Annotated in this window: 9 protein-coding genes; 5 read left to right on the top strand and 4 right to left on the bottom strand. The window is 74.6% G+C overall.

Features of this window, described 5'->3' with window-relative positions; genetic code table 11:
- Positions 1–125 precede the first annotated feature (125 nt).
- Entirely contained in the window at positions 126–377 is a 252-nt protein-coding gene (locus AB0D44_RS30190) for a hypothetical protein (RefSeq protein WP_362596717.1), read from the bottom strand.
- A 186-nt stretch (positions 378–563) separates the two neighbouring features.
- On the opposite strand from AB0D44_RS30190, the gene AB0D44_RS30185 reads away from it, so the two are divergent.
- Both AB0D44_RS30185 and AB0D44_RS30180 read left to right on the top strand, forming a co-directional pair.
- Positions 564–1,976: a transcriptional regulator gene (locus AB0D44_RS30185; protein ID WP_362596715.1), complete on the top strand. Its 1,413-nt coding sequence runs from the start codon at positions 564–566 to the stop codon at positions 1,974–1,976.
- A 238-nt stretch (positions 1,977–2,214) separates the two neighbouring features.
- Positions 2,215–4,794 (top strand): PEP/pyruvate-binding domain-containing protein, encoded by a 2,580-nt coding sequence (locus AB0D44_RS30180; protein WP_362596713.1) that lies wholly within the window; start codon positions 2,215–2,217, stop codon positions 4,792–4,794.
- Between the two features lie 48 nt (positions 4,795–4,842).
- Here the strand turns inward: AB0D44_RS30180 and AB0D44_RS30175 are convergent, their stop codons facing one another.
- On the bottom strand, positions 4,843–5,910 hold the full coding sequence (locus tag AB0D44_RS30175; protein ID WP_362596711.1) for an AraC family transcriptional regulator ligand-binding domain-containing protein: 1,068 nt from the start codon (positions 5,908–5,910) through the stop codon (positions 4,843–4,845).
- Between the two features lie 365 nt (positions 5,911–6,275).
- On the opposite strand from AB0D44_RS30175, the gene AB0D44_RS30170 reads away from it, so the two are divergent.
- Complete coding sequence (locus AB0D44_RS30170) at positions 6,276–6,566, top strand: hypothetical protein (protein WP_362596709.1); 291 nt, start codon at positions 6,276–6,278, stop codon at positions 6,564–6,566.
- Between the two features lie 20 nt (positions 6,567–6,586).
- Here the strand turns inward: AB0D44_RS30170 and AB0D44_RS30165 are convergent, their stop codons facing one another.
- A complete protein-coding gene (locus AB0D44_RS30165; RefSeq protein ID WP_362596707.1) occupies positions 6,587–7,663 on the bottom strand; it encodes an FUSC family protein in 1,077 nt (358 codons plus the stop codon).
- A gap of 478 nt (positions 7,664–8,141) precedes the next feature.
- Between AB0D44_RS30165 and AB0D44_RS30160 the strand changes: the two genes are divergently transcribed.
- The gene (locus tag AB0D44_RS30160) at positions 8,142–9,110 is read left to right on the top strand and encodes a bile acid:sodium symporter (RefSeq protein ID WP_362596719.1); all 969 of its coding nucleotides are present in this window, start codon (positions 8,142–8,144) and stop codon (positions 9,108–9,110) included.
- A gap of 15 nt (positions 9,111–9,125) precedes the next feature.
- Here AB0D44_RS30160 and AB0D44_RS30155 read toward each other — a convergent pair whose 3' ends face one another.
- The gene (locus tag AB0D44_RS30155) at positions 9,126–9,704 is read right to left on the bottom strand and encodes a hypothetical protein (RefSeq protein WP_362596705.1); all 579 of its coding nucleotides are present in this window, start codon (positions 9,702–9,704) and stop codon (positions 9,126–9,128) included.
- 350 nt (positions 9,705–10,054) lie between these two features.
- On the opposite strand from AB0D44_RS30155, the gene AB0D44_RS30150 reads away from it, so the two are divergent.
- Complete coding sequence (locus AB0D44_RS30150) at positions 10,055–12,850, top strand: AAA family ATPase (protein WP_362596703.1); 2,796 nt, start codon at positions 10,055–10,057, stop codon at positions 12,848–12,850.
- The last annotated feature ends 57 nt before the right edge of the window (positions 12,851–12,907 follow it).

Genomic DNA, 12,907 nt, shown 5'->3' with positions numbered 1-12,907 from the left:
CAACTACACAACCCCCCTTCAGCTCAGGGTTCTGTCACGGCAAAACCCTTCCGGTCAGAGCACCAGGCAGTTTCCCGGGTGTCCCCGCGAGCTTCCGGGTGTCCCCGCGGGCCTGCCGCCCCGGCTCAGGGAGTGCCTTCCGTCGGGGCCGGCCCGTCCTGCGGTCCCGGCGCCCGGTCGCGAACGGCGGGCGGGAGCGGTCGGGCCGTGAGCGGGGGTGCCAGCACCTGGACGAGGGCCTGCCCGGCCGCCGCCGCCACCACGGCCCAGACGTCGCCGGAAGCGGGACCGGCCGTGATGAGCGCGATCAAACCCACGAGCACCATCAGACGAATCCACTCCGCCATACCCCAGCCGTTTCGCATCTCGCCACCCATTGCGGTCTCCTCCACCCCAGAGACGGGACTTACGGCCCATCAGCCAGATGTTCTGGCTCTACTGTTGGGAGCAGGAACGGGGTGGGCACAGACGCGCGCCATCGGGCAAGGGGTGCAGCAGGGGGCTCGAAAAGGGCGCGCTGACGGCAAAGGCTTAGTCAAGCTGACACCGGATCACTAACGTGGGTGTTCGAGCGGAGCAATCGCATCGGGGGTCTGATGAGTACTCGTCGAGAACCGAACCGGAACTTGCAGGACCTGATCAATGAAGCACGGTTTTCCCGCAAGGGTCTGGCGCGGCGCGTCACCGAACTCGGCGCCACCCAGGGACTCAGCATGGGCTGCGACCACACGGCGGTCGCGCGCTGGCTGGCCGGCTCGGTTCCCAGGGACCCCACACCGAGCCTGCTGGCGCAGGTGTTCTCCCAGCGCCTCGGCCGGATGCTGACACCTCAGGACCTCGGCATGGACATCGTTTCGGAAGACCACACGATCGGGCTCCGCTATCCCAGGAACACGGAACGCGCCGTCGACACAGCGAGGCGCTTGTGGAGGTACGACGTGGAAAGTCGTGGGTTTCTCATCGATTCCGCCTTTGCGGCCGGTGCCGTATCGGCCGCCAGCCGCGACTGGCTGATCGGCGGCCCGCGGGAGGACGTGAGTTATACGGGTACCGATGGCCGCGTCACCATGGCCGACGTGCGTCACCTGCGCGCACTGGGCAATGAATTCGAGCGGCTCAGCCACGAGTTCGGGGCGCAGCGGATCCGCCGACACATGATCAACTATCTGCATTTCGACGTCGCCCCGCTGCTCAAGAAGTCACGGACCGACGAAGTGGGCCGTGCTCTCCTGCAGACCGCGGCCGAATTCACCGCGGCCGCCGGCTATATGGCCATCGACTGCAATGAGCTCAATCTGGCGGAGCGCTACTACATCCTCGCCCTGGGGCTGGCCCATGCCGCCGACTCGCGGGACTACGGCGCCCAGGTCATGGCCACCCACATGGGCCACCTCGCGCTCTACGCCCAGCATCCGGCCGAGGCGGTACAGCTCGCCGAAGCGGCCAGGCTGGGAGGGCGCCAGCGGGGCGGACACCTCGCCCTGGCGGTCGCCTGGGTCGTCGAGGCCCGGGGCCATGCCCGCATGGGTGACGGACGGGCCTGCGCCCGCGCGCTGTCGGAAGCGGAGCAGCACTTCGACCGGTCGAGCCCGACGGACGATTCGGCGACCTATCTGCGCTACTTCAAGGAGGCCTACCTGGCCGACGCGTTCGCCCACTGCTTCAGGGACCTGAACGAGCCGGCCAAGGCCTGCCAGTACGCGCAGGCCGCCCTGCGGGACCTGCCCGCCTCCCACATCCGCCGGCGGTCGATCAACACCGGCATCCTCGCGCACGCCGACCTGACGAACCACGAGCCCGAAGCGGCCGCCCGGCACGGACTGGAGGCGGTCCGGCTCACGCGGCAGCTCCACTCCCCGCGGGCGTTCCGCAGGATCGCGCGGCTGCGCAAGCGGTTCGAGCCGTACCGGGGAGTCCCGGACGTCGCGGAGTTCGTGGAGCAGGCCGACGCGCTGTTGGCGGACGCACCGGCCTGAAGGGTCTTGCAGAGGTCAGGCTCGGGCGGGCAGGCGCGAGTGGCGCTTGAGCTGGTGTTTCATGCGTCAGGGCGACGTTGTGCATGGGGCGACGGATTGGACGGCGTGGTGGAGACGGGCGCCTTTCCGGCGGCAGTCGCGGAGGATCTGCCCCCGCCGGGGAGCGCCCCGCGGGGCCCGGTGCCAGGCTTGATTGTCTCGGCCCAGCCGGTGGCCGTTCGCGGCGAAGGAGCGTGGCATGGACAAGGAGGCGCGCGCGGCGGGTGCGGCCGGCCTCGTCGTCCCGCTGGGGCGGCTGGGCGGGGCCGACCGGGAGATCGCGGGCGGGAAGGGCGCGAACCTGGGGGAACTGCTCCGCGCCGGCTTCACGGTCCCTCCGGGATTCGTCGTGACCACAGCGGCGTACCGGCCGCCGGATCCCGGCCTGCTCGGCGCCGGCGGCCCGGCGGCGGTGCGCGAGGCCGTCGTGCGGGCCGGCGTGCCGGACGACGTGGCGCAGGCGGTACGCGCCGCCTACCGGGATCTCGGCGGCGGGGCGGTCGCCGTGCGCTCGAGCGCCACCGCGGAGGACCTGCCGGAGGCTGCGTTCGCCGGTCAGCAGGACACCTTCCTCAACGTCATCGACGAGCACGGTCTCCTGGAGGCGGTCCTCCGGTGCTGGGCCTCCCTGTGGACCGACCGCGCGGTCGACTACCGCGCCGGACACGGCATCGCACACGACCGGGTGAGGATGGCGGTCGTCGTACAGCGCATGGTCGACGCCGAGTACGCGGGGGTCGCGTTCACCAGTGACCCCGTCACCGGCGACCGGGACGTACTGGTCGTCGACGCCGGTCCGGGGCTCGGCGAGGCGGTGGTCTCCGGACTGGTCTCGCCGGAACGCATCGTGGTCGACACACGCCGCTCGAAGGTGGTCGACCGCACCCCCGGACACCACGACATCCTTCTGCGCCCCCGCCCCGGCGGCGGCACCGAGCAGGTCGCAGGGGACCGGGCGGGCGCCGCCCTGCCCGCCGCGGCACTGCGCCGGCTCATCGTCCTCGCCCGGGAGGCCGAGCGGCACTTCGGCCGGCCGCAGGACATCGAATGGGCGTGGGCCGACGGAACCCTGCACGTCCTGCAGACCCGCCCGATCACCGCGCTGCCCGCGCAGCCGGCGCGCACGCCGCGCCTCCTCCGCTTCGCCCGGCAGCCCTGGGGGCGGGGCGAGCGCCGGCTGACGCCGCTGCCGGTCCTTCCCGCCCTTCCTGCCCGCCTCCGGCGACTGGCGGCCGCCATGCTCGATGAGGTCCTGCCGGTCCGCCCGTACCCGATCGACACCACCGCCTGGCTGGCTCCGCTGCTGGGACTGCTCGAAAGCGCCGTGGTCACGGCGACCGGCGTCGCCCTTCCGCCGCCGAACCGGTTCTTCATCGAGGACTCCGGCGTGGTGGTCCGTGTGGACCTGCCGCTACCCAGGCCCACCTGGCGGCTCCTGACGGCGCCCCTGCGCCTCGCCGGCGCGGCCCGCCGCCACGACCCGGCCCGCTGGAAGTCCGATCCGCTCATCGGGGCCATGCGCCGGCGCGCCGATGAACTCGGCGCACGGGACCCCGCCGGCTGCTCCTGGCCGGAACTCACGGCCCTGCTGGAGGAAGGTCCACGGATCGCCGCACCGCTGCTGGACCTGCGGCTGCGGTACTTCCCCCGCACCCTGCTGGCGCTGGCCGGGCTGTACGCCACGCTGACCGCGCTGCGGCGGCGCCCGCTCCTGGGAGCGCTGCTGTCCGGTGTGGACACCCTGACCGCCGACGCGAACCGTGCGCTGGAGGACCTGGCGGCCGCGATCCGGGCCGACACGCGGCTCAGCGAGGCCTTCGCCCGGCGCACCGCAGACGAGCTGTACGCGGCGCTGCACACCGGCCTGCGGGATGCGGCCCCCGGCTTCGTGGCCGACTTCGACGCTTTCCTCGACCTGTACGGGCACCGCGACACGGCCACCCCGCTGCTGCTCACGCCGGGTACCTGGCGCGACAGGCCGGACATCGTGCTGAGCATGCTGAAGGGACTCGCCTCCCAGGACCCGCCACCGGCCGGCCCCCACCCCGGCGAGCGGGCCGAACAGACCCTGTTCCGCCACCCATTGCTGCACCGGGGACCGGGACCGCTGCGGGCGGCACTCCGCGCGCTGCTGCGGCAGGCCCGCTGGTTCCAGCAGATCCGGGACGACACGCGGTTCCTGGCGATGCTGCCGCTACCCGCGATGCGGCGGGCGCTGCTGGAGACGGGCCACCGGCTCGTCGCAGCCGGGGTGCTCGACACCCCGGAGGACGTCTTCCACCTGCGCCTGGACGAACTCGCACGCATCGGGGACTGGCCGCCACCGCCCGAACTCGCCGCCGCACTGCGCGCGTTCGTCACCCGCCGCAAGGCCGCGCGGGCCGCCCTCGCCCGGACACCGCTGGTCCCGCCCCCGCCCCCGCCCGCACGGCCGTTCGGCGCGACCCGCACCGACGTCTTGCTGCGCGGAACTGCGGGCAGCGCCGGTATCACCGAGGGGCCGGTCCGCGTGGTTCACGGGCCGGACGGTTTCGCCGCCCTCCGCAACGGTGACGTCCTGGTCGCCCCCTACACCAGTCCCGCATGGACTCCGCTCTTCCGACGGGCGGCGGCCGTCGTCACCGACACGGGCGGTGTGGCCTCCCACGCCGCGATCGTCGCCCGGGAGTACGGCATCCCCGCGGTCATGGCCGCCGTCGACGCGACCTCGCGCCTGACCGACGGGCAGCGGATCCGGGTCGACGGCGACCACGGGCTGGTCCTGCGCCCCAGCCGCTGAAACGCCGATCCCGGTTGCCGCACGGCCGGTTGGGGGCCGCCGTCGCCGCTACCCGGTGTCCGGGAGGGCCGTCCCGCCGTCGTCCGGCGGGCCGGTGCGGCGCAGGGCGGCGGGTGTGGTGCCGTACCAGCGCTGTACGGCCCGGCGCAGGGCGCGGGCGTCGGCGTACCCGCTGCGCGCGGCGATCGCGTCGATGCCGAGGTCGGTGTCGTGCAGCAGCCGCGTGATCTGCGCGCGGCGCAGCGTCTCGACCTCGTTGTTCCAGGTGGTGCCGTGCTCGTCGAGGCGGCGCTGGAGCGTTCGCGTACTGACGGTCATGCGCCGCGCCACGGCGGACAGCGTCGGCGTCGTCTCGTCGTGGGCGGAGGCCAGGGCGGTGCGGAAGAGGTCCAGCCAGTTGTGCAGCGGTATCGCGGTGGCGAGGGTCTGTTCGGCGTGCCGCCGCAGCACGGCGGACAGGCCGGGCTGGGCGTGGGGCACCGGCACCTTCAGGTCCGAGGCGAGGAAGGTGATCGAGCTGTCCGGCGCTTCGAAGTCGATGGCGCGCGTGCCGTACAGCTCGGCCAGGGCGCCGTGCCGGCCCGGTGCTGCGGCGTCCAGGGTGACGCGGACGGGAGCCAGGCGGCGGCGTGCGGCTTCGCTCAGACGCCGCTGGTAGAGGCCGAGTGCGTAGCCGCGGATGGCGCATGCCGCCTCGTGGGTGAGATCGGCCCGGTTGACGTGGCTGATGGTGACGTGGTCGCCGTCTTCGGTGATCCGCAGCGTGTCCGTGGCGGTGTCGGCGACCGCGGCGAAGTAGGCGGCGGCGTCCCGGATCCCCTCGAGCGGAGTGGGTGCGGAGGTGATCAGGTAGTCCCAGACCCCGAGGCTGCCGATGCTCGACTGTTGGGCCAGCGCCAGGGAGAGCTCGGTCCAGGGCGCGTGGGCGGTCGTCAGTTCCGCGATGCGGATGGCCGTGGCCGCGGGGGTGCGGCACAGGTCGTCGTTGAGGTGTTCGGGCGCCACGCCCAGCAGGTTCGCGTATCCGTGCGGGGGTACGCCGAGCAGACGAGCGGCGTTGACGCTCAGTCGGGTGAGGGCGGAGGAGGTTGTTCCCTGATGCGGATGCGAGACCACAGGGGCTGAGCATAGACCAGCGTGCCTGGTCAGGACTTCGCCGGATTCCGGCGTCCGGTGTCCCCTTCACGGCGTGCAGGGTCCCCCGTGGCGTGCACGGTCCCCTGGGTGGCGCGTGCTGCCCTGGGCCGGTGGCTTCCCCGGCCGTACCGTGGGGATCGTTCTCGCAGGGGGCGGACGGCTCGGGCCGCAGGCGCCGGGCGGCAGCCGGGCGGAGCGCTCGGTCGCGCCGGTCGGGCTCGTTCGACATCCCGCCTCGTGCGGAGGGTTGACGCGGCGCAGCGGATTCGGCCGCGTCGGCCATGCAGCGGAGCCCCCCCACGGGGGTGGGGGGCCCGCAGCCACGAGCAGGACGGAACACCCCGATGTCCGAGAACCGGGCCCTGGCCCTTGGACTGCGCGCGGCCTCGGCCGCCGCCCTCTATGCTGTCGCGGCATTCATGCTGTTCCTGAGCGTGCCGGCCATGGGCAGGGAGATGTCCCCGACGAGCGATCAGGACGTCCGCGCGGGCGCGCATTTGTGTCTCCTCCTCTCCACCCTCTTCCTCGGGGCCGCGGCCGTGGTGTCGCGCACGTGGAGGACGGCACGGGCGTGGTGTCTGCTGCACCTGGTCACCACGCTGCTCGTCTGGACGCAGGTGCCCTCCCTGTTCTGAAGGCGGCCGGTGGCGTGTCGTCAGTTCCGGGACGGGGCTTCCCCGGTGGGGCGGGCCGGCTGGTCGAGGTCGACGAGGAGCTGGTGGAAGGGGCGGCGCAGGGTGACGGCGAGGGGGCGGTCGTCCGCCTGGACGTACGCGTTCAGGCAGGCGCGGGCGGCGGTGACGGCGGGGCGGGGGTCTTCTCCGTCCAGAGTGCGTTCGATGGCCCGGGCGGTGAGCGCGGCGAGCGGGGGGAGGCGGCGCGCCGCCCGTGCGAGGTCGGGAGCGAGGTCTTCCCGGCCGGTGAGCTGGGCCACCTCCCTGGCCAGGGAGGTCAGGTGTGCGCACAGGCCCTCGGCGGTGGCGATGCGGCGGGCCCGGAGCCGTACGGTGTCGCGGTGGCGGCGGCGCATGGGGTTGAAGGTGATGGCGCGTTCGGCTTCCCGGGCGCGTGCGGCGTTGGCGTGCAGGGCATCGACCTCGGCCTCCACGTGGGGCAGGTTGTCGCGGGCGGCGGCCGGGCCGGTGCCCAGGGCCGCCGCGGTACCGGTGAGGGCCCGGGTCAGGCGCAGCCGGCAGTCGTCGGCGACGGCGGTCAGGATCCGGTGGGGGTCGGGCGGCCACAGCAGCGGGGCGAGCAGAATCGTCACCGCCGCTCCCGCAGCCGTCTCCCACGCGCGGTCCAGGCCGTAGGAATCGGGTGAGGCACTGGCGAAGACCAGCAGCGAGGAGGCGGCGACCTGGATGTTCAGCCCGCCGCCGGCACGCAGGACCATTCCGACGCCCAGGCCCGCGGCCACCACCAGTGCCAGCGTGGCGGTCGAGGGACGCAGCACGCCGAGGACGCCGAGCCCGATCAGCACGCCCGCCACCACGCCGAGGGCCCGCTGGAGCGACGTACCCAGGGCCGTCATCGGATCGCCGCGCAGGGCCACCAGCGGGACGATCGCCGCGAAGACCGGTGGCTGGTCGGCTCCCAGCCACAGGGCGACCTGCCAGGCGACCGCGACGGTGACCACGATGCGGGCCGCCGCGGGGCCCTCGGTCCGCACGACGTTCCGGGCCCGGCGGGCCCGGCCGGGCCGTGCCGCCCGGGCGGCGGCGAGGTCGGTCATCCACGCCTTTCGGTGGGGCGTCCGTGCCCGCCCGCCGGATGCTGCGGGCCCGCGGGAGCGCACGCCGTGGTCTTCGGCCACAGCGTGCAGCGACCCGGCGAGCCGAAGCCGCCATCACGCCGAACGTGGGCATGTCGCCGGCGCTCGCCCCCGCCGCCGACCGCCGGACACCGCATCAGGCGGACTGGGCGCCCTCGTCCTGCTGCGCCCGGGAAGCGGGCGCCCTCCTGGACCCGCCTCCTCGCACGGGTTCGGCTGACTGCCGGCCGCCCTCTTCCGGGCACCCGCATGACCACCCGGGGCGCCCACCGCGCCCTCCCGCCCGCCGACGGCGCCGGCGGGCGCGCAGGCGCCGGCGGGCAGCGGTCCGCCGACCTGTGAGGATGGGCGGACGGCTGTCGGCGGGGCCGGCCGCCGCCACGGGTGCGAAGGAGGAGCCGCGGTGTCGGAGCGGGGACCGAGCGGCCTGGTCGCGCGGATGGAACACCACCAGGTCGCGATCTACCTCGTCGCCATGGCCGCGGGCGCCCTGCTGGGCCGCCTCGCCCCGGCCGCCGGCCCCGGCCTGGCCCCCGCCATCAACCCCGTCCTCGGCGCCCTGCTGTTCGTCACCTTCCTCCAGGTCCCCGCCGCCGACCTGGTCCGCTCCCTGCGCGACGGCCGCTTCCTGGCCGCCGCCCTGGTGGTGAACTTCGTGGTCGTGCCGCTGGTCGTCGCCGCGATGTTCACCCTCCTCCCCGCGGACCAGGCCCTCCGGGTCGGGGTCCTGCTGGTCCTGCTGTGCCCGTGCGTGGACTACGTGATCGTCTTCTCCGGCCTCGCCGGCGGCTCCAGCCGCCGCCTGCTGGCCGCGACCCCCCTCCTCCTGATCGCGCAGATGCTGCTGCTCCCGGGGTTCCTGTACCTGTTCATGGGCCCCGCCCTGGCCGACGTCGTGGACCTCGCCCCGTTCGTGGAGGCCTTCGCCGTACTGATCGTCGTCCCGCTCGCCCTCGCATGGGCCCTGCAAGGGTGGGCCGCACGCCGCCCGGCCGGACAGAGGGCCGCCGACGCCGCGACCACCGCGATGGTGCCGCTGATGGCCGCGACGCTGCTGACCGTCGTCGCCTCCCAGGTCCCCGGGCTCGGCGACGGCCTCACCGCCGTCGCCGCCGTCGTCCCGTTCTACGCCGCCTTCCTCGTGGTCATGGCCTTCGCCGGGAAGGCCGTGGCCCGGCTGTTCCGCCTCCCGGCCCCGGCCGGGCGCGCGATCGTCTTCACCGGCGCCACCCGCAACTCCCTGGTCGTCCTGCCCCTGGCCCTGGCCCTGCCCGAGTCCCTCGCCGCTGCCGCGGTCGTCGTGGTCACACAGACCCTGGTCGAAGTCCTCGGCATGCTCGCGTACGTCCGCCTCGTCCCCCGCCTGGTCCCCGCCACCCCGCCCTCCGGGGACCGGCCCGCCCCCTGACCGCCGTCGCCCGGCTCAGCGGCAGACGAATTCCGGAGTGGTCCGGGAGGGATAGCCGTCGTCGACGGCCACCCAGAACCTCCGCGGGGTGCCCGGAGGCGGGGTGTAGGTGCCGCGGATGCGCAGGGTCCGGGTCTGTCCCGTCTCCAGCACGCCCGAGGACGGTTCGAGCACGACGCCCCGCGCGAGGAGGGCGTCGGTCAGGGGGCGGGTGCGTGCGGTGGTGCCCACCAGATCGACGTTGACGGCGCGGGCCCGCCACCGCGACCGCCCATCGAAGGCCTTGAGCGTGAGGTCGACCCGGATGTCCTCGCACGCCACGTACGTGCGGCCGCCCGCGTCCGAGTGGTTCGGCGTGACACGGATGATGGTGGCCGCGCCCGGGGCGTCGTCCTTCGTGGCCGAGGGGGTGGGCTTGGTCGGCTGGATGGGCTTCGTCGGCCGGGTGGACTCGGGCGGCGTGCCGTCCGGGCGTCGGGTCGAAGGTGTCTGCGTCCCGCCGCCTTGGTCCGTTCCGGCGTCCGGTGGCACGCACGCCACCCCTGTCGCGGCGACGAGGGCCGCCACCGCCACGGCCGCCCACGCCCGCCGCACCGCTGCGCTTCCCCGCAGCGCTCCACGCGCCACGACTCCGGGTGACGACGGGGCGGACGGGGCGGACGGGGCGGACGGGGGCCGGGGGCCTTCGCAGGGCCGGGCGCAAGGGGCCGACGCCTTCGGTGCGGAACGGTCCGTGACGACCATGGCCGGGCGTGCTTCCATCGTGTTCTCTCCTCGGAGCGCAGGGGGTGTCCGGCCGGGTCACGCGCGATGCGGAACCGTCGCCGGAGCGGATGCGACCACGGTGGCCCCCGTAGGCCCCCCGGGGCATCAGTACTGCCACTGAACCGAGGTACGCAGCCGCCGCAGGTCCGCCGGGCGGCCGCGTGCGGGATACTCCCCGCGTGGGAAGCGAATTCATCGGTCGCGCGGCCGAGTTGGCGGTCCTCGCCCAGCGGATCGCGGCAGCGGAGCACGGCTCCGGATCCGTGGTGCTGCTCGCGGGACCCGCGGGCATCGGCAAGAGCACCCTGGCCGCCGAGGCGCTGCGCCGCCATGCCGGCCCCGCCCGCTTCGACGTCGTACGGGGCCACTGCCCGCGCGACGCGGTGGCGCCGCCCCTGTGGCCCTGGCAGCGCGCCCTGCGTCATGCGGAGGCCGCCGCCGGGGCGCTCGGACCGCTGACCGCGGGGCCGGCGGGGGACGGAGCCGGGGCCACGGCGGGGCAGCAGCCGTGGAGTGCGACGGCGCCGGCCGACGCGGCGGCCCTGCGGTTCCTCGAGCTGGCCCGGATGAGCGATGCGCTGGCCGCGGCAGCCGCCGAACGTCCCTTGGTCGTCCTGCTGGAGGACCTGCACTGGGCCGACACCGCCAGCCTCGACCTGCTGCGGCACGTGACCGGCGGGGTCGCCGAGTCGGCGCTGTTCGTCCTGGGAACCGTCCGGGAACCCGCGCCCGACGAAGTCGCCGGTGCGCTCGCCGACCTGGGCCGCTACGGAGCCGGCACGCTGCGCCTGGCGCCCTTCACCCCGGAGGAAGTGGCCCGGTGCCTCGACGGGGCGGACACGGCGGAAGCGACGGAGTCGCACCGGCGGACGGGCGGGCTGCCGCTGCTCGTGACCGCGCTGCGCACGCACGCCGGCAGCACCATCGGCACCATCGTCAGCGGCCTGCTGGCCGGGCTCACCACCGAGCAGCGCGACGTCGTGCGGGCCGCGGCCGTGCTCGGCGACCGGCTGGACACCGGTCAGCTCGCCGCCGTCCTGCCGCACCTGGGCGACAGCGCCGTCGCGCAGGCGTTGGAAGCGGCCTGGCACGCCGGGGTGCTCACCGCGCCCCAGGCCACCGGCATCGGACGCACCTACCGCTTCGCCCACGACCTGGTACGCGACGAGGTGCTCGGCAGGACCACCCCGGCCGGCGCCCGCGCGCTGCACCGGGCCGCTGCGCAGGCGTTGGAGCAGGCGGGGGACCCGGCCGAGGCGGCCCGGATCGCGGCACACTGGCGACGGTCCGGCCCCGAGCCCGCTCACCGTGCCGCCGCCGCGCACTGGTCGCGCACTGCCGCGGACCTGGCCCGGGAACGGCATGCCTACGCGGATGCCGCCCGGCACCTCGCGGACGCCGCCGCCGTGCTCGACGCGACCGACCCGCAGCGCGCCCCGGCGCTCATCGAACTGGCCCGCGCCGAATACCTCGCCGGGCGCTACGACGCCAGCCTGCGCCACTGCGAGGAAGCGTCCGACGCGGCGCACGCCGACGGCCGCCCCGCTCTGCTGGCCGAGGCCGCCCTGGTCCTGCAGGGCGTGACCTTCGCCCATGCCTCGGAGGGCATCAGGCGGTTGTGCAGGGCGGCCCTGGCCGTCGAGGGCCTGCCGGACGCGACGCGCGCGCGGCTGCTGGCCCAACTCGCCACCGCCTCGGCCGAACTCGACTCACCCGAGGAGGCGGCCGAGCACGCCCGGGCCGCCCTCGAACTGGCCGGGGCCAGCGGAGGGTTCCAGGCCGAACTCGACGCCGCCCGGGCGGTGCAGATGACCCTGGCGCACCCCGACGACACCGCCGAACGCCTGCGCCTGGGCGAGCTGGCCGTGTCCCGCGCCGAGCGGATCGCAGACCCGGCGGCCGCCGTACTGGGCCACCAGTGGCGCGTCCAGGCCGGATACCTGCTGGGTCGACTGGACCTGGTGGAGGACGCGGTCCGCGGCATCGAGGCGGTCGTGGCCCGGTCCCCGCTGCCCCTGGCCCGCTGGCACCTGCTGCGCGTGACCGCGGCCCGTGCCGTACACGAAGGACGGTTCGCCGAGGCCCGGCGCTGCAACGAGGAGGCGTCCGAGCTGGCCCGGGCCAGCGGGGACCAGTCCGCCATCGCCCTGGGTGACGTACTGCGCCAACAGCTGGCCGCGGTGCGCGGCGACCCCGCAGAACTGTCCGAGGAGATGTGGCGCGACCTCGACCGCGCGCCCAGGCTCCCGTTGTTCCTGTCCATGCGGGCCCGCGCGCTGTTCCTCGCCGGGCGGCTGGACGAGGCCCGGGACGCCTATGAACAGCTGCGGCCGCTGCTTCCGATCCCGATGACGAACCCGCCGTGGCCCGCGGTGCTCCTGAACCTGGTCGACCTGATCGGCCTGACCGGCGATGAGGAGGCGGCGCGGCTGGTGCACGACCAGCTCGCGCTGTTCCGCCCGTACCCGGGAGCGCTCGGCACACCCACGGCGTACTTCTCCGGCACGGTCAGCCGCGACCTCGGCCGGCTGGCCCTGACCGCCGGCCGGCCGTCACAGGCCGAGGAACTGCTCCGCGAGGCGCTGATCCGCAACCGCGCCCTCGGCGCGCGCCCGTACGTGGCCCTGACCTGCCTGGACCTCGCCACCATCGCCCGCGGCAGAGGAGAACTCGCCGAAGCGTCCGTACTCGCCGTGGAGGCGTTGTCGATCGCCGACCGGCTCGACCTGCCGGGCCCTGCCGCCGCGGCGGCCCGCGTCATCGGCGAGATCGCCGCCCAGCGGCAGGCCGGCGACCCGCTCACCCCGCGCGAGCGCCAGATCGCCGAACTCGTGGCCCGGGCCCGGACGAACCGTCAGATCGCCCACGACCTGGTCATCTCCGAACGCACGGTGGAAAGCCACGTCCGCAGCGTCCTCGCCAAGCTCGGCCACGCCAACCGCACCGAACTGGCCGCCCGCCGGGCCGAACACTGACGGCCCGGCCCGGCCTCCCCTCCCACGGTCGCGATCGTGGTCCTGCCGACTGGACAG

It is taken from the genome of Streptomyces sp. NPDC048349 (assembly GCF_040651925.1).
Taxonomy (GTDB): domain Bacteria; phylum Actinomycetota; class Actinomycetes; order Streptomycetales; family Streptomycetaceae; genus Streptomyces.
Note: the sequence above shows the minus strand (reverse complement) of the source record. Positions and strands in the feature narration are given on the sequence as shown.

Coding starts and splice junctions, on each gene's coding strand:
- AB0D44_RS30190 (WP_362596717.1), bottom strand. CDS start 377: ATGGGTGGCGAGATGCGAAACGGCTGGGGTATGGCGGAGTGGATTCGT.
- AB0D44_RS30180 (WP_362596713.1), top strand. CDS start 2,215: ATGGACAAGGAGGCGCGCGCGGCGGGTGCGGCCGGCCTCGTCGTCCCG.
- AB0D44_RS30170 (WP_362596709.1), top strand. CDS start 6,276: ATGTCCGAGAACCGGGCCCTGGCCCTTGGACTGCGCGCGGCCTCGGCC.
- AB0D44_RS30165 (WP_362596707.1), bottom strand. CDS start 7,663: ATGACCGACCTCGCCGCCGCCCGGGCGGCACGGCCCGGCCGGGCCCGC.
- AB0D44_RS30160 (WP_362596719.1), top strand. CDS start 8,142: ATGGAACACCACCAGGTCGCGATCTACCTCGTCGCCATGGCCGCGGGC.